The following is a 23,297-nucleotide window of genomic DNA, read 5'->3' as shown; positions in this document are numbered from 1 at the left end:
CACCGTGATTTGATGCACAGCATCACGCTTGAAATCTTCACTGAAATTTGGCTTCCCCATAACGGCCTCCTTGCCTCAAAATTAGGGAAGAAAGCGTCTACAATACTAGGGGCTATTCACTTCAGCTTGGAGCAGGAACCCAAGGATCTTGGGTTCGCTGTATCTTGTCATCTTAACGGTAAATCCCCTCATGCATCCCGCCGAGAAAATTCTACTTTTGAATACCACTAATTTTAAGGGGGGATTATCCATGGCGAGAGGTTAGCCATGCTTATGCAGCGGCGCGATTAAAACGTCGCTTGGCGGATATGAAAGCATGTCAAATGCTGTGCTGCCCAAGATCGTTTCTACCAGCCATGGCTTCGCGTGGGTTCCCAGGCAGATCAGATCATGTTTGTTCTTGCGGGCCATGTTGCTCAGAACTTCAACAGGGCCGCCTTCGACCATCTCAAGTTTGGCTTTAACGGTGGACGGGTGCAATGATGCGGCAAACGCATTCATTTTCGGCTCAATCTCGCGCTCAATTCTTTGCTTTTCTCGCAGGGGAATATCGCCATCTATGTCCATTTGTGCTGAAAGCCCTTTAAACGGAATGTGATAGGCATGGACGAGCGTCAGTTGACCATTGGTGGAAATCATGGCGGCCAAATCGGCAGCGTGGGCCGCGCATTGCGAAAAATCAACGCCGACCAGTACATTCTTGTACCCAACCAGCGCACGCTCCGCGGCAACCAGCAGGGGCGCGCGGCTAAATTTGGCAATACGGTGCAGCGTTGTACCACGAAAGAGTTCTTTTATACCTCGGTTGCGGTGTGTTCCCAACACAACCAGATCGGCCTCTAACGCGACTGTCAGATCGACGATTTTTCGCCACGGGTCACCAAACGCGACACATACGTTGTTTTTTACACCCTTAAAAAATGGGTCGTCTTTCATCTGCCTTTCTAGCTCGGCCGACGCATTTTTTTCCACCGCCCGCGCAATGACGTCTGAAAATTCATCATCCACGACGTAGACAACGTGCAACGTGGCGTTCATTTGCTTTGCCAACAGCACTGCGCGATCCATGGCGCGATCGGAGCGCTCTGACAGGTCAGTCGCGACAAGGATATTTTTTATCGACATTCGCTTTCCTCCAGTTGCAGGGCCCTGCGGATTTTTCGCACATACGCGGCGCGGGCTTTGTCATCAGCGGCAGCTTCATAACCGTCTCTGAGGGTGTTGATCAGGTCAGTGAGATCATTGTCCCAATCCGGTGTCTTGGGCGCTGATTTCGTTATCCGTGGCGTCTTTGCAGGGATCAAAGTCAGGCGATCCACGGATGACAAAACGACTTCGTCATCCAGTGCTGGCAACATAATGCGGTCAGGGTCAATGCCAAGCGTGACAATGCGATCGCGTAAGGCGGTCATCTGCTCGTCTTCACCGTGGGTCAGGAACAGCGCTCTGTGGATCGGCATGCGCTCTGCAATCCAACGCGCCAACTCGGACCCGTCCGCATGGCCCGAATAGACGTCAATTTTGCGGATTTTTGCCTTAACCTCAATGTCTTCACCAAGGATCCTGACATTTTTGACGCCTTCGCTCAGCCGTCGGCCCATTGTTCCTTCTGCCTGATACCCTACAAGAAGAACGGTCGCTTTTCGCTGCCATAGCCATTGCTTTAAGTGGTGACGAATGCGGCCTGCATCGCACATTCCGCTCGCGGCCAAAATGATTGCGCCACCCGATATCTTGGCAATTCGTTTGCTTTCATCCGTCGTTTCTGTGGGGTAAACCATCGGGCTGTTCAAAAGCCGCGATGAGGCGTCGAGATCCTCGAGGTCGCCCGCATGCTTTTGGAAGACCCGTGTCACGCGTATGGCCAGTGGCGAGTCGAGGAAGACGGGCACTTTTGCGATATCGCCTGACGCTTGCAGCGCCAGAATATCGGTAATCAGTTCCTGTGTGCGCTCTACCGCGAACACCGGGATCAGCAACATGCCTTCGTTTTGCAGCGCGCGTGATACTTCCACTTGTAGTGCGGCGCGGCGCGATGCCGTTGTGGTTTCAGGGCGCTCGCGATTTCCGTAAGTTGATTCCGCAAAAACGTAGTCGAAATCAGCGGGGGCGTCGGGATTTGGGTGAAATAGCTTGCTGTCGGGCCCAATATCCCCCGAAAACAACAGGCGAAGCGGTGGTTTTTCGTCTTGGTCAATTTCCACCTCAATTGATGCAGCGCCTAGAATGTGCCCGGCGTTCCAAAATCTGGCGCGGACGTCCGGTCCAACGGGTGTCCATTCTTCATATTCCACCGTCCTAAAGTGAGACAGACACGCATCAGCGTCGCGCTGTGTGTAGATGGGCGATACCTCAGCCTTTCCGCGTCGTAGATTGCGGCGGTTACGGTGTTCAACTTCCATCTCTTGGATATAGCCGCTGTCGGGCAGCATGAAGCTCAGTAAATCCTTGGTCCCTTCCGTGGCAAAGATGGGGCCCGCAAAGCCAGTCTTGGTCAGTTTCGGAAGTAACCCTGCATGGTCAATGTGCGCATGCGTTTGAAGTACAAAGTCAATACGACCGGGGATAAATGGGAAAGGTTCATAGTTCAGTTCTTTGACGTTCCGGGGTCCCTGGAACAATCCACAGTCTACTAGAAATGTGCTTTGAGGTGTCTGAAGTAAATAACAGGAGCCAGTTACTTGCCGCGCTGCGCCGCAAAATTTCAATCTGATATCCGTCATTGTTTTACTCCCGCAGAACCCATGGGTTTCGTGCGTAAGTCAAACATGCGCGCATGTGGCGTACGTTGATACAGATCAACGCTGCTAGGCTGTGCTAATCCGGTTTGCTAAGGCAAAATAAGCATCGCGCGAAAGTCGTTGACGTTCGTCAATGTCGGGCCTGTTACAATTTGACCGCCAATCTTCTGAAAGAAGCGATGCGCATCGTTGGTTTGCAAGGCCTGCGCGCCGGACACGTTATTTGCAGCCGCAATGCCTAACATATCCGGCCCCGCGTAGGCACCCGCGACTTCGGCGGCGCCATCGACACCATCCGTATCGCAAGCCAGAACATGGATGCGCGGGTGACCATCAAGGGCAATGCCTGCCGCCAGAACATATTCCGCGTTTGGCCCGCCGATACCTTGCCCACGCCGTGTGACGGTGCATTCTCCGCCCGACAGCAGCAGGATCGGTTGCGCATGATTTTCTTTTGCCAATTGAATGGCGAGGGCTGCATGGGCTTGCCCCACGTCGCGAGCCTCGCCTTCGATCGCATCGCCCAAATTGCGGACATCAACGCCGACAGCAGCGTCTGCCGCGGCGGCCAGCGATTGTGCAGGCGCGGCGATGATACGGGTCGTTGAAAAATCGAGCCTGTAGTCTTCGGGCGGCACGGGGGCCGGCGCATTCATGATCAGACGCATGATGTGGTCGGGTAGACTGACGTTCCACTGCAAGAGTGCTGCCAGCGCCATCTGAGGTGTCGCGGTGCTACCCACTGTCGGGCCAGAGGCGATTTCAGCCGGGTCATCGCCGGGCACGTCAGAAATTGTAAGCGTCAACAGTTTTGCAGGATAAGTCGCGACTGCGAGCTTGCCGCCTTTGACTGCAGAAACCTGTTTTCTGACGATGTTCATTTGGGAAATTGGCATTCCCGATGCCAAAAGCGCGGCATTCAGTGTTTTTTTATCGGCCAGCGTCATACCGTCAACCGGCGCACATAGCAGCGCAGAGCCACCACCAGACATTAGCGCGATAACCTGATCGTCAGCGCCAAGCTCGCGAACAAGGGCAAGCATACGTTGCGTGGCGTGAACGCCTGCGTCATCAGGAACCGGGTGGGCGGCCTCGACGATTTCGATTCCTTTACACGGGCGGCCATAGCCGTAGCGCGTAATGATCAGGCCTTCGCAAGGACCGTAGACAGCCTCTAGCGCCTCTGCCATCCGCGCGCTGGCCTTGCCTGCCCCGATGACAACAAGCCGCCCGCGCGGGCGAGGTGGCAAATGTTCGGCCAAGCAATGCATCGGATCGGCACGCGCCACTGCGGTCTCGAAAAGCGACGTAAGAAAGGCGCGCGGATCGGCAATCACGTTGGGCACGCCCGGCCGCTAATTCGCATCGGGTGCATGTCGTGGTGTCCCATGATACGGCCCGCTGTGGCCATGGTTCTTTTGGTAAAATGGCGTCTCATTTCAGGCCTGAATTGGGCTAAGCTATAAATGAGATACCCATCGCAGGTGTTCATGTAAACTGTTCGTCACCGCAAGGTGTGCTGTCGACGGGGGCAGTGTAGCCCGCATCACTGTACTAAATTTTGCCGGTTACACGCGCAGTCAACCAAGTTGGACCGATTAGGTCCAATGTTGACCGAACTTTATAAAGAGAGAGCTGGCTGGGGTGGTAGGATTCGAACCTACGGTACACGCTACCAAAAAGCGTTGCCTTACCGCTTGGCTACACCCCATCAGCGAAGCGGTGAATACTGCGAAGGTGCGCGGTGTTCAAGCCCCGTTTCGACAAAAAATGCTATTCCTTTAAACTATCGTCACGCAGCAGATCCTCGGTCCGGTCCTGATCGCGTTCTGACGCAATGATCCGCGTCAATGACGCGTCGGCATCGGGGGCGACGGCCTCGACTTTTGTGCTTTCGGACGTCTCGGGTTCGCCGCTGTCCTTGACCACCATGATTGCCTGTGTGGCGTCGGGGATGGTGATGTCGGCGTTCTGTACAGCCAATTTTACTTGGCGCAATGCCTCGCCCTTGGCGCGTGAAATGGAACTGTCGTTTTGGTTGACCCAACCCGTCACTGTGAGTTCGACCCCGCCGGGATGAAGCGCCTCGATCCAGGTATCGGCAGCGGGTTCTTGTAGGATGAACGGCAGCGACTGCACAGTTTGTGCGATCAGGTTACGCGCGGCAAGTAAGTCGGCATCGCGGTCAATCATGATCGAGAACATGAACCGACGTTCCGCATTTTGGCTGTAATTAATGATCCGGCTCTTAAATACGGTCGCGTTGGGGATTCGGATATGGTTGCCATCAAACGACAATAGAATCGTGGCACGGCTGGTCAGGCGGATAACCTTGCCTTGGTCGCCGTTGATCTCGACCGTGTCATTGGGCCGAAAAGGTTGACGGATGGAAAGCATGACAGAGGCAATGAAATTCTCGACTGTATCGCGCACAGCAAAGCCCAAGGCCAAACCGATAATACCCGCAGCACCCAGAATCGTACTGAGCAACGCGGTTGCATTTAGAATATCGAGCGCAATGACGATCCCAAAAACCACAAACATGATCCGCAGTATCTGTCGATACAGCTCTGCGATGAACAGATTTGGCGCCAGTCGTTCCCATGGTTGTCGCATCCGTGCGATGGCAAAACCCAAAATTACGACGATGGAAAAGGCACCAGCGGCGATCACTGCGAGCGGGAAAAACACGATAAACTGATCCAGACGCGCGCGGAACCGTTCGATCGCGGGGTTCAACCTGTCTGCAATATCGGACGTTTCGGTCACCGTGTTTTTGACAGCAACAACGCCTTCGATTCGCGTCGCCAACGGTTCAAGGTCGGCAATTTCCGCGACGGACGTGGCCGTTCCACGTAAGGTGACGACACCGTCGGTGACTTGGACGGTAACGTCTTGATAATTACCCAACTCGCGTAGAATTTCGCGCATCCTGACAGCGATGGCGGCGTCTTGGCGGGCGTAGTCTTCGGTGGTGATCGTGCTTGTCTCTTGGGCGGATACCGGAAGGGACAGGGTTAAGAATAGCGATAGAATGAAAAAAATACGCATGGGGCCAATCCGGTTGGGCGATGTCGGATTGATCCTATGCATTGGGTGTCGTGGGGAACACCCCCCATTTTTTGTCAGACCCGCAATGGGTCCGATTTGGCGAGCTGATCAAAGGCCATCAGGCTTTTGATCAGCGCATCCATTTGATCAAGCGGGATCATGTTTGGCCCGTCAGACGGCGCGCTATCGGGGTTTTCGTGTGTTTCGATGAATACTGCCGCAACCCCCAGCGCAACGGCCGCCCTGGCCATCACAGGCGCGAATTCGCGTTGACCGCCGGATGACCCACCCATGCCACCGGGCTGCTGGACAGAATGGGTCGCGTCCATGACAACAGGGTAACCTGTACGCGCCATAATCGGCAGCGACCGCATGTCTGCCACCAATGTATTATATCCAAACGACGACCCACGTTCAGTTAGCAATATACGCTTGTTGCCGGTGCTTTCGATCTTGGACACGACGTTGGGCATATCCCAAGGTGCCAAAAATTGACCTTTTTTGATATTGATCACGGCCCCTGTTTCACCTGCAGCCAACAGCAGATCGGTTTGGCGGCACAAAAATGCAGGGATTTGCATGACGTCGCATACTTGCGCCACGGTGGCACAGTGATCAGGCGCGTGGATATCTGTCAGCACGGGGCAGCCGATCGCGTCTTTTACGGATTGCAGAACTTTCAGGCCTTCATCCATGCCAAGGCCACGCTTGCCACCCAGCGACGTCCTGTTCGCCTTGTCGTAGCTGCCCTTGAAGACATATTGCGCCCCATAGCGCGCACATACTTCGGCCATATGGCCCGCGATCGTTTGCGCATGATCAATGCTTTCCAACTGGCAAGGGCCAGCGATAAGCAAAAGGGGACGTTCATTGCTGACGTTGAGTGGGCCGATGGCGACATTGTTCATTAAGAGCTTACCTGTTCACGAAGGATGGACGCAGTAATCGAGATCATCAGGTATACCCCTGAAAAAATCAAAAACGCGAGAAGGGTGTTTTCAAATGCACGCGGATATGCGGCGGCGTCGGGCAGAATGGGCCGCACACTTTCTGACAAGTAGCGGACTTGGCGGCTTGCCTCGATGCGTGCGGCCTCCATCTGGACTTGCGCCTGCTGCAATATCATCGTCTGGAAATTATAGTTTTCTTCTGCGGTGCGTAGTTCGGTATTGCTTTCTGCAAGCGATTGATCTTCGGACGTGCCGCCCGTCATCTGGTTGCGCAAATTGCCAATCATGGTTTCGATGCCGGCGATCTGGTCACGCAGCGACTGGACCTGCAATTCGCTGGGTCGTTCGACGTTCAGGCGTGACTGTAACACAAGTTCGAGACGCTGCTTTTCACCTTCCAAGGACGTGATTTGCCCCATCCGTGCCGCTGTTTCACTGCGTGAATCGATCTGCTGAAGCTTTTGTTGGATACTGAGCCATTCAGCCAGCGACGCTGCGCGCTGGCGTTCGGCATCTTGGTAGCTTTCGAGCGCACCTTTCATTTGGTCGGAACGCAATCGCGACGTAAGTTGGTCAACCTGCTCTTCCGCATATCCGATCAAGGCTTGCGAGAATTCAACGCTTTTTGCGGCATCAGCCGCGACAACTTCCATCCGAATGAGCCCTTCGGTCGGATCATAACTAATGCGCACGTTTTTCGTGAAAAGCTTGAACGCCTCTTCGTTGGTGGCATCAGCCGGAAGACGCTGGATCGCGTCGATCGCTGGATCACTGAAGTGATCCTTGAAGCCGTGATCTGCGTCCAGACGCAACATGGCCTCGCGGGAGGCAAGGTAAGACTGTACCGCAATACTGTCTTGCTGCGTGGCCATTGATGTGCCCTGAAACAGCCCCGATAACCCGGTTGGTCCCCCGCCTTGTGCCTGTGCCTGCTGGATCACGATTTCAGAACGGGTCGCATACATTGGTGTGGCAATTGTGTAGAAATACCAGCCGACCATGAATGTGGGCAGAAAAACAAAGAACGACAGGCGCGTGATCATCAACATCAGCTTGCGACGACGGCGGCGGACGATATCGCGCTGTATTTCGCGTATTTCGCGCGCATGTTCGGCGTTTATCTGCAGACCGCGCGCTTGCACACTGCGTGATCCGCCCTGACCAACCTTTTCCGGCAATTGGATATTGCCCGGGGTGCCGACGTCGCCCGCACGGTCAGGCATCACCAGTTCCAGCACCGACTTTTGTTGGAACGGATCAATGCCTGCTGCGCGCAGTTGACGCACAGCGTCGTAATCTGACGTAAACACCAAGCCCTGCTTTTGGGCCACCCGGCGCGCCATGCGCAACTGGCGCGCGGTCAATCCTTCGTTGCCGATCGCCGCCAATGCGGCCGCGATGCTTTCCGCGCTGTCTTCAGCGACCTCTTGGTTCGGGGCGGGCGTAGGTGCGGGCGCACCGTCACGTCGGATGCGGAATTTTTTGACCTTGGGTTTAATAGTCATAAAGCGCCTTTGCCTCTTCCAAGGTGTCAAACATATATAATTGCCCGTCTTTCAGTACCGCAGCAGAGCGTGCAAACCGCTCTAGTGTTGCCGCCTGATGTGATACGATGATGATTGTCGTTGTTTCAAGGCGCTCGCGCAGGATCTCTCCTGCTTTGCGATTGAATTCGGCGTCGCCGGCACCGGGCATGCCTTCGTCGATCAGGTAAATATCGAAATCAAGCGCCAGCATCAGCGAAAACGTGAAACGCGACCGCATCCCGCTTGAGTAGGTGCCAACAGGCATATCAAAGTATTCTGCGAGCCCGCACATCCAACGGCAGTATGCCTCGATGTAATCCGGTTCTAGGCCGTAAAGGCGGGCGATATAACGACAGTTCTCGCGGGCAGACAGACTGTTCGAAACGCCCCCCATAAACCCTAGCGGAAAAGAAACCCGGCAAGTCCGCGTGATCCGGCCTTCATCGGGCTTTTCGAGCCCGGCCATCATGTTGATCAGCGTTGTTTTACCGGTGCCATTCGGCGCCAAAATGCCCAAAGAGTTTCCCAGCTCGACGCGAAAGGACACGCGGTCAAGGATCACCTTGCGCTGTGTGCCTGTCCAAAACGACTTACTGACGCCCGCGAACTCTAGCATTCTTTCCCCTTTTTCAGCCCAACGTCAGGGCCGGGTCTGTGATGGCGCAAAGAGGTTAACACCCCCTCACGACATACACTGTTTTGCTATATTAGTGCAAAATTGTCGTCATAATATAGCGAGACCTGCGTAATCTCGCATATTTGACCGACGGTATTTGGCGTTTTAGCTGTTTTGCTTTTGCACCCCGGTCAGTTTTCCGGCGATCAGCGATACAATTGCCGCGAAGAAGCTGAACAATGCACCCATTTTTGCGGCGTCTTGCACGGGGATATCACCCAGCATTACCGAACCGTCAAAGGCCACCGCGGCGATAAACAACGACACGGTAAAGCCGATGGCGGCAACGCAACCCACCACAAACAGGTCGACGATGCGCATCCCCTTCGGCAGGCCAAGCCCGAATACGCGTGCGGCAATCCAACCAAACAGCGCGATACCCAGCGGCTTGCCGATCATAAGTCCGGCAAGGACCAGCCAAGTGGGTGATCCAATAGACGAAAATTCGACACCGGCATTGAGAAGCCCGAAGAAGAATAACACCACTTCGACAGGATGTTTCAATATATGCTCAATATGGTTGAGCAGGTCAGTCAAATATTGCTCTGCCTCAGAGAAGATACCAAACGCGCGGTCCGCATGTGGAATGGTTGGTACAATTGGCAAAAGCCCCAACGCAGGGTGAATGCCAGCTTGTTGAAATCCGTACCAGCTGGCGCAAGCTGCAACCAGATATGGCCAGAACGAAAGCTTGTTGCGTACCCATGTCGAATTTGGGCGCATCTCGTCACCACGGTCCAGTTGACGCGGTAAGCGATTGAAAAAGTAAAATACTGCGATTGCAGAGAACAGCGAAAGCAGCAGCCAGACCGGGGCCAGATCGCCCGACGGATAGAAGATCGCGAGAATAATCAGGCCAGCTGCGTCATCTGCAATCGCCAACAACAACAAGAACCGCACAGCAGGGTGGCCCGCACCAAACACAAGTCGACCAACCAGATAGCTAAATGCGATGTCTGTGGCGGTTGGAATGGCCCAGCCGTTCGCGACCGCGTTGTATGTGTCCGACCCCAGCAACATTGCGAGACCCAAGTAGACGGAGATTGGGCCCAACATGCCGCCCACCGTCGCGACCAAGGGTGTCGCCGCTTTTTTGCCGCGCAAGCTGCCATTTTGCAGGATTACTGCTTCCCAGACCTCTTTGGCGGCAATCGCAAAGAAGAATGCCATGAGGACATCGTTGACAAGGTAATGCAGCGTCAGCGTTCTGTATGCGACCTGCCCGGCGTCATCATAATGCGCATGGCCAACCCAAGAGTCGTGGATGAGTTCGAGATGAACAAAGTGCTGATAACTGGTCGGATCGATGTTCGCCCAAATCAGCGCAATCAGCGCCCCAATGATCAACAACAGCGAGTAATTCGTCAGAAAATTCCAGACACGATACATGTGGCACCCCGATTTATTTAAAGTGCACTTACCGCAAACCCAAAGGTGCATCAAGCGGTGGACGGGACAAGATAGCATGATCCCCCCTTGAAAGCGGCAAACAGCACTCTGGAAGTGAAAAGTGCGAATGAGTTCAGCACGATATCTATAGTGGCACCCCGAGGTCGGTACGCCTGCGATACGGACCGTAATTTATCGGTCTGTTGGCGGCGTATTTTGCATTGATGCGCCTTTCGCATCCTTCGTGGTTGACTTTTTGGGCGTTACTTGCCTAATTAACTGAACGTTTGTTTAATTAAAGGACTCTGTCGATGGCGCGAAAAGCTGGGTCGGATGGACGTGTGACCGCAGAGGCAATCTTGCGCGTAAGCCTTTCGTTATTTGCCCAATACGGGTTCGCGGCTGTTTCCATGCGCCAGATTGCTGACCGTGTTGGGGTGCAGCCCGGCGCGATTTACCAGCATCATCGCAACAAGCAGCAGTTGTTGGTTGCGGTGTTGGATACGCATATGGATGGGCTGTTAACGGCATCGGCGGAAAACCAACGCGGCGATTGCACGTCGGTGCAGGCACTAGAGCGGTTTGCGCGCTTTCATATTCAATACCACATCACGCGTCCCGACGAAGTATTCGTGTCGTACATGGAACTGCGTTCACTGGAACAAGAAGGCTATGCACTGATCGAAGGGAAACGCCGAAAATACGAGCGTGCCTTGAAAACGATCCTAGAGAGCGGTGTCAGCGATGGCACGTTTCAGTTGGACGATCCGCATGTGTCGGCGATGGCCATTTTGTCGATGCTCACGGGTGTGAACACTTGGTTTCGCAGCGGCGGTCGCCTGTCGCAACAAAAAATCGAAGACATCTACACATCTATGGTGCTGGGGGCTGTCGGCCACCGCTTGCCAGAAGCGCATTCTGAGGGAGAGAGTAATGTTTAACCACACGATGAAATTCGATCTAGGCGAAGACGTGAATGCGCTGCGCGATATGGTGCATCGCTGGGCGCAGGACAGGGTGAAACCGATGGCCGCGCAAATTGATCAAACAAACGATTTTCCGGCTGAGTTGTGGGAAGAGATGGGCGCGCTCGGGCTTTTGGGTATCACTGTCTCTGAGGAAGATGGTGGTTCAGGGATGGGGTATCTGGCCCATACAATCGCAGTCGAAGAAATCGCCCGCGCCAGTGCATCGGTTTCGCTGAGCTATGGCGCGCATTCCAACCTTTGCGTCAACCAGATCAAACTGAACGGAACCGCTGAACAAAAGGCCAAATATTTGCCGGGACTCATTAGCGGCAAAAATGTCGGAGCCCTTGCCATGTCTGAATCCGGCGCAGGGTCAGACGTGGTCGGGATGAAACTCGGTGCCCAGAAATTTGATGGCTACTATCGGCTCAACGGCACAAAGTACTGGATCACAAACGGTGGCGAAGCCGACACATTGGTTGTTTACGCAAAGACAGATCCTGATGCCGGATCAAAAGGCATGACCGCGTTTATCGTCGAAAAATCCATGGCGGGTTTCACCCAATCCAAGCATTTTGACAAGCTGGGTATGCGCGGATCAAACACTGTCGAACTGGTGTTTGAAGATGTCGATATCCCGTTCGAAAATGTGCTGGGCGAGGTTAACAAAGGGGTCCGCGTTCTGATGTCCGGACTGGATTATGAACGCGTGGTTCTATCCGGCATCGGATGCGGGATCATGGCAGCCTGTTTGGACGACGTGATGCCTTATATGGTCGAGCGAAAACAGTTTGGCGAACCCGTTGGGAATTTCCAACTGATGCAAGGCAAAATGGCCGACATGTACACCAAAATGAATTCGGCCCGCGCTTATGTTTACGAGGTCGCGAAGGCCTGTGATCGTGGCGAAGTGACGCGGCACGATGCCGCCGCCTGCGTGCTTTACGCCTCTGAAGAGGCGATGGTCGTGGCGCATCAGGCGGTGCAAGCAATGGGGGGTTCCGGCTTTATGAATGACAGCCCGGTCAGCCGCTATTTCCGCGATGCCAAGCTAATGGAGATCGGGGCAGGGACATCTGAAATCCGGCGCATGTTGATCGGCCGCGAGATGATGCAGGCGATGCGCTGATGCCTGTTCTGAAATCCAGAATTTCGCCCCAGTCTGCCGTCTTTCAATCAAATGTTGCCGCCCATCAAAGCGGGTTAGAGGCGATACGATTGGCCGAACAGGCGGCGCACCAAGGCGGCGGCGCCGCGTCGCAAGAACGACACCTTTCGCGCGGGAAACTGCTGCCGCGCGACCGTGTGAATGGCTTGCTCGACCCCGGTTCACCGTTTCTGGAAATCGGGATTTTTGCGGGTTATGAGCTGACAGAAATTGCCTGCCCGGCGGGCGGCGTGATCGCCGGTGTTGGCCGGGTCTGCGGACACGATGTCATGGTGGTTTGCAATGACGCGACCGTCAAAGGTGGCACCTATTTCCCGATCTCGGTCAAGAAACATTTGCGGGCCCAAAAGATAGCAGAGCAAAACAATCTACCTTGTATCTATCTGGTTGATTCTGGCGGGGCGAACCTGCCCAATCAGGACGAAGTGTTCCCCGACGAGAACCACTTTGGCCGGATTTTTTACAATCAGGCCCAGATGTCTGCCAAAGGGATCCCGCAAATTGCGGTTGTCATGGGGTCATGCACAGCCGGCGGGGCCTATGTTCCCGCAATGAGCGACATATCAATCATCGTCAAAGACCAAGGCACGATCTTTCTGGCCGGACCACCGTTGGTTAAGGCCGCGACAGGGGAAATCGTATCGGCCGAAGATCTGGGCGGGGGCGATGTTCACACCCGCCTTTCGGGTGTTGCCGATTATCTGGCCAACGATGATGATCATGCTTTGGCCTTGGCCCGCGAAGTTGTCAGCAACCTGAACCGTCCAAAGATCGCGCAACTGGACATACGCACCCCAGAGGCGCCGCTCTATGATCCGTCAGAGATTTTGGGCGTCGTTCCGGCGGATCTAAAGACCCCCTATGATATCCGCGAGGTAATCGCCCGTCTGGTCGATGGATCGCGGTTTGATGAATTTAAGGCCCGCTATGGCAGCACGTTGGTCTGCGGATTCGCGCATATTATGGGGATTCCTGTCGGGATCCTTGCCAACAACGGTGTCCTGTTGTCCGAAGCATCCGTGAAGGGCGCGCATTTTGTCGAACTGTGTTCGCAACGCAAAACCCCGCTTGTGTTTTTGCAGAACGTCACCGGGTTCATGGTTGGCCAGAAATATGAAACCGAAGGCATCGCCAAGAATGGCGCGAAGCTGGTGACGGCTGTTGCCACCACCTCTGTTCCGAAAATCACGATGCTGGTTGGCGGGTCCTTCGGGGCGGGGAATTATGGCATGTGCGGTCGTGCTTATGATCCGCGGTTTTTGTGGACGTGGCCGAATTCACGTATTGGCGTCATGGGCGGCGAACAAGCCGCGGGTGTTTTGGCGTCGGTCAAGCGCGATGCCATCGAACGCAAGGGCGGATCATGGTCTGCCGCCGAAGAGGCAGCGTTCAAACAGCCCACGATCGACATGTTCACCAAGCAAAGCCACCCGCTTTATGCCTCTGCCCGGCTTTGGGACGACGGTATCATTGATCCACGCAAAAGCCGGGATGTGCTGGCGCTGAGTTTGCGCGCCGCGCTGAATGCGCCAATCAAAGAGACCACATTTGGTCTGTTCCGGATGTAAGGATAGCGATGTGTTTGACAAAATTCTGATCGCCAACAGGGGCGAAATCGCCTGCCGCGTCATCATGACGGCGCGCAAACTGGGCGTGAAAACGGTTGCTGTTTATTCCGATGCTGACGCGCAGTCGCAACATGTTTCTCTTGCCGATGAGGCGGTCCATATCGGGGCGTCACCCGTCGCACAAAGCTATCTTCAGGCGGATCGCATCATTCAAGCGGCGCTTGATACGGGGGCCCAAGCCATTCATCCGGGGTACGGGTTTTTGTCCGAAAACCCAGATTTTGTCCGCAAGGTTGCAGCTGCCGGTCTGACCTTCATCGGGCCGTCGGCATCTGCGATTGATGCGATGGGTCTGAAAGATGCGGCAAAATCACTGATGGTTGACGCGGGCGTTCCCGTTGTTTCCGGGTATCAAGGCCGCAATCAAGATGTCGCCTTTCTGGCCGCAGAAGCCGATAAAATAGGATATCCTATCCTGATCAAGGCGCGCGCGGGTGGTGGTGGCAAAGGGATGCGATTGGTCGAGAGGCCCGCGGATTTCAAAACCGAATTCGAGGCAGCGCAGCGCGAAGGTCAGTCCAGTTTTGGTGATCCGGTGTGCTTGATCGAAAAATATATCGCGCAACCGCGTCACGTCGAAATTCAGATTTTTGGCGATCATCACGGCAATGTCGTTCATCTGTTTGAACGCGACTGTTCGCTACAGCGCCGTTACCAAAAAGTTATCGAAGAAGCCCCCGCACCAAACATGCCCGCAGCCGTGCGCGCCGCAATGGGTAAGGCCGCAGTCGACGCCGCCAAAGCCATTGGCTATGTCGGGGCAGGCACCGTGGAGTTTATCGCCGACGGGTCTGATGGCCTGAAGGAGGACAGGTTTTGGTTCATGGAAATGAACACCCGTCTACAGGTCGAACATCCCGTCACCGAAGCCATCACCGGGCTTGATCTGGTTGCACTGCAATTGCGCGTCGCGGCGGGCGAACCTTTGCCATTTACACAGGATGATCTTGCAATCGATGGCTGGGCGTTCGAGGCTCGCATCTATGCCGAAGACGTCCCAAAAGGATTTTTGCCCGCGATCGGGATGCTTCACCATCTGTCATTTCCGGCAGGGACCGCGTTTGAAGCAGGGTCCGTGCGCATTGATAGCGGCATCCGCGCAGGCGATGGTGTCAGTCCGTTTTACGACCCGATGATTGCCAAGGTCATCGTTCACGGCCCCGATCGGCGGACGGCGCTGAAAATGTTGACGGCGGCCTTGGCGCAATGCCACGTTGGGGGTACGACCACGAACATCGCGTTCTTGTCGGCACTATCGAAACACGCGGGATTTCGGGCGGGCGATGTTGATACAAATTTGATCGCGCGCGATTTGGTTGGTCTGGTTGATTGCACCGTCCCGGCGGATCACATCGTCGCGGCGGCGTCTGTCGCATCTTTGGGGCTGGTGCCTATTGGCACGGCCGACCCTTGGCAAAGATTGGCCAGCTGGCGACATTGGTCGAATGCGACCTACACCAGTCGGGTTATGCACGATGGGGACCTGAAATCGCGAAAGATCGAAGCCCAGTCAGACGGCCGTTTTATGGTCCATCACGGCGACACATCGTGCTGTGTCGGGATCGCGCACAAGTCAGGAACGCAATACACGCTGCGCATCGATGGCGTTCAAAGCGTGATTGATTTAGTTGTGCACGACAGAGAAATTTATGTCTTTCAGGACGGACGCACGTTCACATTTGAAATCGCAGACCCGCTTGACGTGCATGCCGCAGCCGCTGATGGCGGCGACAACGTGTTTGCGCCGATGCCGGGCTTGGTGACGATCGTGTCCGCAAAACCGGGGCAGCCCGTTGCGCAGGGCGACAGGCTGTTTGTTCTCGAAGCGATGAAGATGGAACATGTGTTGCGCGCCCCCCGCGACGGTATCATCGCAGAGGTGTTGATCGCGCCCGGCATCCAAGTGCTGGATGGTGATTTGTTGCTGCGGATGGAAACTGACGATGACTGAATTCGTAAGGGTCGTCGAAATGAGCCCGCGTGACGGGCTTCAGAACGAACCAAGGCTGATTGAAACCGCCGACAAAGTTGCGCTGGTCGACAGGCTGTCTGACTGCGGTTTTACAAAGATAGAAGTGACCAGTTTCGTTAGCCCCCAATGGGTGCCGCAGCTTGCTGATGCGACCGGGGTCATGAAAAACATCACGCGCAAAAGCGGCGTCAGCTACTGCGTTCTGACGCCAAACCTGCGCGGGTTTGATGCTGCCGTCGCCGCAGGCGCAGATGAGGTCGCGATTTTTGCGTCGGCGTCAGAAGGGTTCAGCCAGAAAAATATCAACTGTTCGGTCGCCCAAAGTATCGCCCGTTTCGCGCCGGTCCTGGCTGCTGCAAAAGCTATCCAAATGCCTGTGCGCGGATATGTATCTTGCGTGACTGATTGCCCTTATGACGGGCCCACCGATCCGGCCCGCGTTGCTGACGTGGCGGCGCAATTGATCGCGCTGGGCTGTTTCGAAATCAGTTTGGGTGACACTATTGGGGCCGGGACACCGGAAACCGTGGACCGGATGTTGGATGCGGTTCTGGCCCGCCTGCCAGCCGCACAATTGGCTGGCCATTTCCATGACACCATGGGCAACGCCCTTGCGAATATCGCGGTCAGCCTTGATGCCGGATTGCGGTGCTTTGATGCGTCGGCCGGTGGGTTGGGCGGATGTCCCTATGCGCCGGGCGCAAAGGGGAATGTTGCCAGCGAAAAGGTTGTGCAGATGTTGCACGACAAGGGATTTGAGACAGGGATCAATTTGCAGCGGCTGAAAGAAACGGCTGTCTTTGCGCAATCGTTGAAAGGAAATAACCGTGATTTATGAAACGCTGGACATCAGTCATGATCGAAACGGCGTTGTATCGCTTGCGTTAAACGTTCCTCAAAAACGGAACGCGCTCTGCGCCAAAATGATCGCAGAGCTCACGGATTTTGCGAAAACGGCGGGGGATCGCCCTGATACACGGGTTGTCGTCCTGTCGGGGCGGGGCAAAGTGTTTTGTGCCGGCGCTGATCTGGACTGGATGAACGCGCAAATCGCGGCTGATCGCACAACGCGCATGGCAGAGGCGCGCAAGCTTGCCGATATGCTGCGCGCGCTCAATGAAATGCCTTTGCCTTTGATCACTAAAATCACAGGGGGTGCATTTGGCGGCGGCGTCGGAATCGCCTGCGTTTCGGATATTGTTATCGCCGAGGCGGGCGCGAAATTTGGCCTGACCGAAACGCGGTTGGGGCTGATACCTGCGACCATTGGTCCCTATGTGATCAATCGCATGGGGGAAGGGCGCGCGCGCCAGATCATGTTGTCAGCCCGGATTTTTGGCGCACCCGAGGCAGAAAAACTGGGGATCGTATCCAAATATTGTGACGCTGATGACATGGTTTCATGCGTCGACGCCGAAGTCGCACCGTTTCTGAACGCGGCCCCGAATGCGGTTGCCGCTGCCAAGAAATTGGCCCGCGAAATGGGTGCGCCGATCACCGATGCGATGGTGAATGACAGCATTGCGCGGCTTGCCGATGTTTGGGAGCACCCCGAAGCCACCGAAGGCATCGCGGCATTTTTTGCCAAACGCCAACCGCGCTGGGCCGTGCCCGGCTAGACCACGTCCGATATAAAGATATAGCCCGCCCCATAGATCGTTTTGATGATCTTTGGGTTGCGCGTTTTATCGTTCAGCTTCGACCGTAACCTGGAAATACGCACGTCGATTGTCCGGTCAAACGAAATGCTGTCGCTGCGGTCGTCAAGCGCGACTTGCAGTTGTTCACGTGTGATCAAACGCTTTGTGCTTTTCAAAAATACCAACAGCAGCGATGCTTCGCTTGCCGACAATCGCTGTGTTGCGCCTGTTTCATCCGTGAGCAAAAAGGTGGCAAAATCCACCTGCCAGCCTGAGAATGTGTAGACGGTCTTTTCGGCGGTTGACGTTGCTGCGTCGCGCCGCCGCATCAGTGCACGCACACGTGCGACGACCTCTCTTGGTTCAAAGGGTTTTGCGAGATAATCATCGGCCCCCAGTTCCAGCCCCGTAATCCGGTCATTCAGCCCGGTGCGACCGGAAATAACAAGAATCGCTGCATCGCTTTTCGCGGCGATATTACTCACAACGCCAAGACCATCCTTGTCGGGAAGACCAAGATCGACGATGCAAAGATCAGGCGACGATTCACAAAGCGCGTTTTCAAAATCCGCTGCATGGGAATAGGTCTGAATGTCGTAACCCGCGTTTGCAAGTGTGCTGGACAGCAACGCAAGAACCTCTGGTTCGTCTTCGATAATGGCGATGTGTTTGCAGTCGGTCATCGTTTCACCGCCCTTAAAAGTGCGTCTTCCATCGCGTCAAACTGAAAGGGTTTGCTAAGCACAACATGATCGCGTTCTGCGATTTGGCGTAATGTGTTCGACCGCGGTAAGCCGGTGATGATCACCACAGGCACATGGTCTGGGACAATTTCGACAATGTCTAACCCGGTTTCAGACGGCCCGATCGCAAGGTCTGTCACGACATGCGTCAGCCCGTCGATATGGACCAGTTTTTGGGCCTCTGTGACCGACATCGCCTCGATCACGGCATGGCCCGCTTGGCGCAAATGCTGGCGCACGACTTCGCGTACGTCGTCGTCGTCATCGACCAACAAAATCAGCCCGGCTTGTTGCGTCTTCACAGGTTTGTACGGAATGCGCAAACTGACAGATGCGCCGTGCTCTGGCAGGTTGCCCAATCGCAATGTGCCACCGCAAGATTTGGCAAAATCAAAGGCAGCGGACAGGCCCAGACCGCTGCCCACCTTTCCGGTTTTCGTGGAATAAAACGGTGCCAACGCATTGTTCAGCCCATCTGCGCTAAATCCCGGCCCTTCGTCGTTCACCTTGATTTCCAGAACATTTTTTTGAAAACGTGCCAGTTTGATGGTTACCCGACCTGTGCCTTTCATCGCTTCGGATGCATTCAACACAAGATTCAGCAAAGCGTCCTGCGCAAATCCGGGGTCAAAGATAAGCCGATCATCAGGTATGTCGGCAACGATGCTAAGCGCAATATCTTTGGGCACAGCGGCACGGGCAAGCTGGCTGAAATTGTCCAGAAATGTGGCTATATTGACGACCACAGGATCAAGATTGCGTTGGCTTTCGATCAGGCTCAGGCTTTCGATCAGTTCGGCGCCGCGTTTGGCGGCCGATCGAATTGTCGCACTAATCTGGGCGATGTCGGGGTCTTGCGCCGCGCGGGCTTCTAGCTGGGCTTGCTGGCCCATGATGATGGTCAAAAGGTTCGCGAAATCATGCGCCATTCCGCTGGTCAATTGCGTCGCCAGTTCGCGGCGGCGTGCGTGGGCAAGTGCGGTACGCGCCGAGACTTCGTCGGTGACATCCATCGACAAGATATAGCAACCATGCACGCCTTCCTCGTCCAAATCGGGCGTCATCGCCAAGCGGATGTAATGGCCCGATACCTCGTCATAAAGTTCCGAGATCGACGGGTTGCCTTGCAAAACGCTGTTAAACCGGGGTTCGACCTGCCGCCACACGGCTTCACCAAGCGTTTCACTAAATTTGCTGCCAACGATCTTTGCGCCAGCGCAGGGTAGGATCGTGTGCAGCTTGCCGTTGGAATGGGTATAGATCCCTTTTGCATCGACATGTGCGATGTGTGCCGGCGTCATCGTGCTGATCAGATTCAGCTGTTCACGGCTATCTGTCAGTTCTTGTTTGGTTGCCTCAAGCGCGGTGACGGTCGCAGTCATGCGGCGGTTGGTCTGTGCAAGCGTTTCTGACCGCTTTATCAATTCCTCCGATAGGCTTTCGGCGTGTGAGCGAATGAATTCTTCTTGCTGTTTTACCTCGGTGATGTCGGTATATACGGAAATCCAGCCCCCTTGGCTCAGCGGGTTGCCTTCGACCGAAATCAGTGTGCCGTTTGCGCGTGATCGTTCAAAATAGTGGGGCTGGAAGCCAAGGGCCAGGTCGATCTTTTCTTGCACAAAGGACGGAATATCGTCGATCTGCCCGTAGTCACCCATTTCCGATAGATAAGTCAGAATGTCGCGAAATTCGGCCCCTGATTTCACCAGATGGTCCGGTAAGCTGAACATCTTTTGGAATTGCCGGTTCGCGACCATGAGCTTGAGGTCGGCATCATGGATCGAGATGGCCTGCTTGATCAGGTTCAGCCCTGACAAAGTCATCTCGTACAGCTCGATCGGTGTCTTCTTCATTGTGCTACCCTAGCAGCAAATTTGTGCCCGCAAAGCGCCAATAGCGCCCGTTGGAATTCGTTAGGTTTCAAATATTCTTTTATGTTCCGGGATGTGCAACGGTACTTCTTGTCGGGCTGCTGATGATTCAGCGCCCACCGGGAGGAGACCATTGATGAACGCCGATGTGCACGCAGGGGGTATAACCTCTGTGCCCAAATTGCTGGAACGTAACGTCGCCTTGTATGGCCAACGTCCGGCGTACCGCGAGAAAGAATTTGGCATCTGGCAAAGCTGGACGTGGACCGAAGCTGCACAAGAAATCGAGGCACTTGCGCTCGGGCTTTTGTCGCTTGGGGTCGCCAAGGGTGATCGTGTTGCGATCATCGGGCGCAACCGGCCTGCGCTTTATTGGTCGATGGTTGCCGCGCAAATGACGGGTTGCGTGCCGGTCCCGCTGTACCAAGACGCCTCCGCCGAAGAAATTTGCTATGCGTTGGACAATAGCGGTGCACGGTTTGCGATTGTTGGCGACCAAGAACAGGTCGATAAAATTGCCGATGTCCGTGAATCCCTGCCGGGTCTTGCGCATGTTATCTATCACGACGGGCAGGGGCTGCGCAAATACGATCATGCAAACATGACGTCGCTGGCCGACGTTCAGGCCAAGGGCCGCGCAAGCGCAGATACGGCAAAGTTGAAGGCGCTGACCGACGCGCTGACCTATGATGACATCTGCGTGATGCTTTATACATCCGGCACAACGGGTCGCCCAAAGGGTGTTGTGCTGTCCAACCGCAACGTCATCGAGACCGCCAAGAATACAGCAGGTTTTGATAACCTGACCGAAAAGGAAGAGACGCTTGCCTATCTTCCGATGGCTTGGGTCGGGGATTTCATTTTTTCGATCGGGCACGCCTATTGGGCCGGGTTCTGCGTCAATTGCCCCGAAAGCGCGGAGACGATGTATGCCGATTTGCGCGAAATCGGTCCGACCTATTTCTTTGCACCCCCCGCCATTTTCGAGGCCCACCTGACCCAAGTGATGATCCGGATGGAGGACGCGAGCCGCCTGAAACAAAAGATGTTCCATTACTTTATGGCGCAGGCGAAACAGGTCGGTCCGCGCATTCTAGACGGCGAACCCGTCGGGATTTGGGCGCGTTTGAAATATGCCGTCGGAGATTTTCTGGTTTATGGACCGCTGAAAAACCGTTTGGGGTTTAGCCGCGTACGCGTGGGCTATACCGCCGGAGAAGCGATCGGTCCCGAATTATTTGATTTCTACCGCTCGCTGGGGATCAACCTGAAACAACTCTACGGCCAAACCGAGGCGACCGTTTTTATAACGCAGCAGCCAGATGGTCAGGTCAGATCCGATACCGTTGGTGTCCCAAGTCCGGGTGTTGAACTCAAGATCACTGAAGCGGGCGAAGTTCTTTACCGGTCCCCCGGTACATTTGTCGAATATTACAAGAACCCCGAAAGCACTGCATCGACCAAGGACGCAGAAGGCTGGGTTGCGACGGGTGATGCTGGTTTTATCGACCCCAAATCCGGACACTTGCGTATCATCGACCGCATCAAAGATGTGTCCAAAATGCAAGACGGTGCGCTGTTTGCGCCGAAATACGTTGAAAACAAGCTCAAGTTTTTCCCCAATATCCTAGAGGCCGTGGTGTTTGGCGCTGGCAAAGACCGCTGCTGCGCGCTGATCAACATCGACCTGACCGCCGTCGGGAACTGGGCGGAACGCAACAACATCGCCTATTCGTCCTATCAAGAGATTTCGCAACATCCAAAGGTGCTTGCGATGATCAAGGGGCATGTGAACGCTGTAAACGAAACGATTGCCAACGATGAAATGCTGGCAGGCTGTCAAATTCACCGCTTTATGATTTTGCACAAAGAACTGGACGCCGACGACGGTGAAATGACCCGCACCCGCAAGGTGCGCCGCGCGGTCATCGGCGACAAATACGCTGATCTGGTCACCGCTCTCTATCAGGGGTCAGCGTCGGTCTATACCGAAACCGAAGTGACCTATGAGGATGGCCGCAAAGGTCAGATCAGGGCGACGTTGCAGGCCTGTGATGCCACGGTCATTCCGGTTTCCCCACAAAAAGTGGCGGGTGAATGATGCGCCAAATCCCATCTCAATTTTCTCATTGTTCGGAGGTCGCATGAACGCCATGGCAGACTCTTATGTGACCAAAGACGGCCGCACGATCGGCGGCGTCCTGATGGACCTGCGCGCAATCACGCTGCGATTTGGTGGTGTCGAGGCCATCAAAAACATTTCGTTCGACATCCGCGAAGGCGAAATCCGCGCGATCATCGGCCCGAACGGGGCGGGGAAGTCTTCGATGCTCAACGTCATTTCGGGGTTCTACAAGCCCCAAGAAGGCGAAGTCTATTTCCGCGGTGCGCGGCGTCCGGCGATGAAACCCTATCAGGTTGCCCGTCAAGGCATCGCGCGTACCTTTCAAAATATCGCCCTTTTCGAAGGCATGACCGTTTTGGACAACATCATGACTGGCCGTCTGAATCACATGAAGGCGGGCATCATCAGACAGGCGATCTGGAAAGGCGCCGCAGAGCGCGAAGAGATCGAAAACCGCGCCCATGTCGAACGCGTCATTGATTTTCTGGATATTCAGGCCATCCGTAAAACACCTGTCGGGCGTCTGCCGTACGGGTTGAAAAAACGGGTTGAACTGGCGCGTGCGCTTGCCGCGGATCCAAAGCTGTTGCTGCTGGATGAACCTATGGCCGGCATGAACGTCGAAGAAAAAGAGGACATGTGCCGCATTATTCTGGATGTGAACGACGAATTTGGCACCACGATTGCCCTGATCGAACACGACATGGGCGTTGTGATGGACCTCAGCGACCGAGTGGTTGTGATGGATTACGGCCGCAAGATCGGGGACGGCACCCCCGACGAAGTGCGCGGCAACCAAGAAGTGATTGATGCCTATCTAGGCGTGGCCCATGATTAAGGATTTGCGCA

At 55.0% G+C, this 23,297-nt stretch carries 19 protein-coding genes and 1 tRNA gene; 9 read left to right on the top strand and 11 right to left on the bottom strand.

Going from position 1 to position 23,297, the window contains the following annotated elements; genetic code table 11:
• A partial coding sequence (locus ACXJGX_RS04795; protein WP_474779138.1) for a hypothetical protein occupies window positions 1–231 on the top strand: 231 nt, incomplete at its 5' end.
• 30 nt (window positions 232–261) lie between these two features.
• On the opposite strand, the gene ACXJGX_RS04790 is transcribed toward ACXJGX_RS04795, so the two are convergent.
• The 9 genes from ACXJGX_RS04790 to ACXJGX_RS04750 all read right to left on the bottom strand — a co-directional run bounded on the left by ACXJGX_RS04790 (window position 262) and on the right by ACXJGX_RS04750 (window position 10,333).
• Window positions 262–1,068, bottom strand: coding sequence for a universal stress protein (locus ACXJGX_RS04790; protein WP_474779204.1), 807 nt, complete (start codon window positions 1,066–1,068; stop codon window positions 262–264).
• A gap of 47 nt (window positions 1,069–1,115) precedes the next feature.
• On the bottom strand, window positions 1,116–2,723 hold the full coding sequence (locus ACXJGX_RS04785; RefSeq protein ID WP_474779137.1) for an MBL fold metallo-hydrolase RNA specificity domain-containing protein: 1,608 nt from the start codon (window positions 2,721–2,723) through the stop codon (window positions 1,116–1,118).
• A gap of 107 nt (window positions 2,724–2,830) precedes the next feature.
• Window positions 2,831–4,087, bottom strand: a complete 1,257-nt coding sequence (locus ACXJGX_RS04780; RefSeq protein WP_474779136.1) for a glycerate kinase type-2 family protein — start codon at window positions 4,085–4,087, stop codon at window positions 2,831–2,833.
• A gap of 290 nt (window positions 4,088–4,377) precedes the next feature.
• A tRNA-Gln gene (locus tag ACXJGX_RS04775) sits at window positions 4,378–4,452 on the bottom strand.
• Between the two features lie 62 nt (window positions 4,453–4,514).
• Entirely contained in the window at window positions 4,515–5,792 is a 1,278-nt protein-coding gene (locus tag ACXJGX_RS04770; protein WP_474779134.1) for a mechanosensitive ion channel domain-containing protein, read from the bottom strand.
• Between the two features lie 74 nt (window positions 5,793–5,866).
• A complete protein-coding gene (gene kdsA / locus ACXJGX_RS04765) occupies window positions 5,867–6,700 on the bottom strand; it encodes a 3-deoxy-8-phosphooctulonate synthase (RefSeq protein ID WP_474779132.1) in 834 nt (277 codons plus the stop codon).
• Window positions 6,700–8,247: a KpsE/RkpR family capsule polysaccharide export protein gene (locus ACXJGX_RS04760; RefSeq protein ID WP_474779130.1), complete on the bottom strand. Its 1,548-nt coding sequence runs from the start codon at window positions 8,245–8,247 to the stop codon at window positions 6,700–6,702. The genes kdsA and ACXJGX_RS04760 overlap by 1 nt, the downstream gene beginning before the upstream one ends.
• A complete protein-coding gene (locus ACXJGX_RS04755; RefSeq protein WP_474779128.1) occupies window positions 8,237–8,884 on the bottom strand; it encodes an ABC transporter ATP-binding protein in 648 nt (215 codons plus the stop codon). The genes ACXJGX_RS04760 and ACXJGX_RS04755 overlap by 11 nt, the downstream gene beginning before the upstream one ends.
• A 165-nt stretch (window positions 8,885–9,049) precedes the next feature.
• Window positions 9,050–10,333, bottom strand: coding sequence for a Na+/H+ antiporter NhaA (locus ACXJGX_RS04750; protein WP_474779126.1), 1,284 nt, complete (start codon window positions 10,331–10,333; stop codon window positions 9,050–9,052).
• A gap of 311 nt (window positions 10,334–10,644) precedes the next feature.
• On the opposite strand from ACXJGX_RS04750, the gene ACXJGX_RS04745 reads away from it, so the two are divergent.
• The 6 genes from ACXJGX_RS04745 to ACXJGX_RS04720 are packed head-to-tail and all read left to right on the top strand — an operon-like array spanning window position 10,645 to window position 17,688.
• On the top strand, window positions 10,645–11,274 hold the full coding sequence (locus tag ACXJGX_RS04745; protein ID WP_474779124.1) for a TetR/AcrR family transcriptional regulator: 630 nt from the start codon (window positions 10,645–10,647) through the stop codon (window positions 11,272–11,274).
• Entirely contained in the window at window positions 11,267–12,430 is a 1,164-nt protein-coding gene (locus ACXJGX_RS04740; protein WP_474779122.1) for an acyl-CoA dehydrogenase family protein, read from the top strand. The genes ACXJGX_RS04745 and ACXJGX_RS04740 overlap by 8 nt, the downstream gene beginning before the upstream one ends.
• Window positions 12,430–14,037 (top strand): carboxyl transferase domain-containing protein, encoded by a 1,608-nt coding sequence (locus ACXJGX_RS04735; RefSeq protein ID WP_474779120.1) that lies wholly within the window; start codon window positions 12,430–12,432, stop codon window positions 14,035–14,037. Before ACXJGX_RS04740 ends, ACXJGX_RS04735 begins: the two co-directional genes overlap by 1 nt.
• A 10-nt stretch (window positions 14,038–14,047) precedes the next feature.
• The gene (locus ACXJGX_RS04730; RefSeq protein ID WP_474779118.1) at window positions 14,048–16,048 is read left to right on the top strand and encodes an acetyl/propionyl/methylcrotonyl-CoA carboxylase subunit alpha; all 2,001 of its coding nucleotides are present in this window, start codon (window positions 14,048–14,050) and stop codon (window positions 16,046–16,048) included.
• A complete protein-coding gene (locus ACXJGX_RS04725; RefSeq protein ID WP_474779116.1) occupies window positions 16,041–16,907 on the top strand; it encodes a hydroxymethylglutaryl-CoA lyase in 867 nt (288 codons plus the stop codon). The genes ACXJGX_RS04730 and ACXJGX_RS04725 overlap by 8 nt, the downstream gene beginning before the upstream one ends.
• A complete protein-coding gene (locus ACXJGX_RS04720; protein WP_474779114.1) occupies window positions 16,897–17,688 on the top strand; it encodes a crotonase/enoyl-CoA hydratase family protein in 792 nt (263 codons plus the stop codon). The genes ACXJGX_RS04725 and ACXJGX_RS04720 overlap by 11 nt, the downstream gene beginning before the upstream one ends.
• On the opposite strand, the gene ACXJGX_RS04715 is transcribed toward ACXJGX_RS04720, so the two are convergent.
• Window positions 17,685–18,392 (bottom strand): response regulator transcription factor, encoded by a 708-nt coding sequence (locus ACXJGX_RS04715; RefSeq protein ID WP_474779112.1) that lies wholly within the window; start codon window positions 18,390–18,392, stop codon window positions 17,685–17,687. The two genes, ACXJGX_RS04720 and ACXJGX_RS04715, sit on opposite strands and share 4 nt — an antisense overlap.
• Entirely contained in the window at window positions 18,389–20,305 is a 1,917-nt protein-coding gene (locus ACXJGX_RS04710; RefSeq protein ID WP_474779110.1) for a PAS-domain containing protein, read from the bottom strand. The genes ACXJGX_RS04715 and ACXJGX_RS04710 overlap by 4 nt, the downstream gene beginning before the upstream one ends.
• A 154-nt stretch (window positions 20,306–20,459) precedes the next feature.
• Between ACXJGX_RS04710 and ACXJGX_RS04705 the strand changes: the two genes are divergently transcribed.
• Both ACXJGX_RS04705 and ACXJGX_RS04700 read left to right on the top strand, forming a co-directional pair.
• Window positions 20,460–22,424 carry an AMP-binding protein gene (locus ACXJGX_RS04705; RefSeq protein WP_474779108.1) on the top strand — a complete coding sequence of 655 codons (1,965 nt, stop codon included), beginning with the start codon at window positions 20,460–20,462 and terminating at the stop codon, window positions 22,422–22,424.
• 52 nt (window positions 22,425–22,476) lie between these two features.
• A complete protein-coding gene (locus tag ACXJGX_RS04700; protein WP_474779202.1) occupies window positions 22,477–23,286 on the top strand; it encodes an ABC transporter ATP-binding protein in 810 nt (269 codons plus the stop codon).
• Window positions 23,287–23,297 lie beyond the last annotated feature (11 nt).

Source organism: Yoonia sp. SWMV100 (assembly GCF_056108365.1).
Note: the sequence above shows the minus strand (reverse complement) of the source record. Positions and strands in the feature narration are given on the sequence as shown.

What these genes read in the sequence shown, in the direction of transcription:
- ACXJGX_RS04790 (WP_474779204.1), bottom strand. Translation starts at nt 1,068, where the DNA reads ATGGATCGCGCAGTGCTGTTGGCAAAGCAAATGAACGCCACGTTGCAC.
- ACXJGX_RS04785 (WP_474779137.1), bottom strand. Translation starts at nt 2,723, where the DNA reads ATGACGGATATCAGATTGAAATTTTGCGGCGCAGCGCGGCAAGTAACT.
- ACXJGX_RS04770 (WP_474779134.1), bottom strand. Translation starts at nt 5,792, where the DNA reads ATGCGTATTTTTTTCATTCTATCGCTATTCTTAACCCTGTCCCTTCCG.
- kdsA (WP_474779132.1), bottom strand. Translation starts at nt 6,700, where the DNA reads ATGAACAATGTCGCCATCGGCCCACTCAACGTCAGCAATGAACGTCCC.
- ACXJGX_RS04760 (WP_474779130.1), bottom strand. Translation starts at nt 8,247, where the DNA reads ATGACTATTAAACCCAAGGTCAAAAAATTCCGCATCCGACGTGACGGT.
- ACXJGX_RS04755 (WP_474779128.1), bottom strand. Translation starts at nt 8,884, where the DNA reads ATGCTAGAGTTCGCGGGCGTCAGTAAGTCGTTTTGGACAGGCACACAG.
- ACXJGX_RS04750 (WP_474779126.1), bottom strand. Translation starts at nt 10,333, where the DNA reads ATGTATCGTGTCTGGAATTTTCTGACGAATTACTCGCTGTTGTTGATC.
- ACXJGX_RS04745 (WP_474779124.1), top strand. Translation starts at nt 10,645, where the DNA reads ATGGCGCGAAAAGCTGGGTCGGATGGACGTGTGACCGCAGAGGCAATC.
- ACXJGX_RS04740 (WP_474779122.1), top strand. Translation starts at nt 11,267, where the DNA reads ATGTTTAACCACACGATGAAATTCGATCTAGGCGAAGACGTGAATGCG.
- ACXJGX_RS04735 (WP_474779120.1), top strand. Translation starts at nt 12,430, where the DNA reads ATGCCTGTTCTGAAATCCAGAATTTCGCCCCAGTCTGCCGTCTTTCAA.
- ACXJGX_RS04725 (WP_474779116.1), top strand. Translation starts at nt 16,041, where the DNA reads ATGACTGAATTCGTAAGGGTCGTCGAAATGAGCCCGCGTGACGGGCTT.
- ACXJGX_RS04715 (WP_474779112.1), bottom strand. Translation starts at nt 18,392, where the DNA reads ATGACCGACTGCAAACACATCGCCATTATCGAAGACGAACCAGAGGTT.
- ACXJGX_RS04710 (WP_474779110.1), bottom strand. Translation starts at nt 20,305, where the DNA reads ATGAAGAAGACACCGATCGAGCTGTACGAGATGACTTTGTCAGGGCTG.
- ACXJGX_RS04705 (WP_474779108.1), top strand. Translation starts at nt 20,460, where the DNA reads ATGAACGCCGATGTGCACGCAGGGGGTATAACCTCTGTGCCCAAATTG.
- ACXJGX_RS04700 (WP_474779202.1), top strand. Translation starts at nt 22,477, where the DNA reads ATGGCAGACTCTTATGTGACCAAAGACGGCCGCACGATCGGCGGCGTC.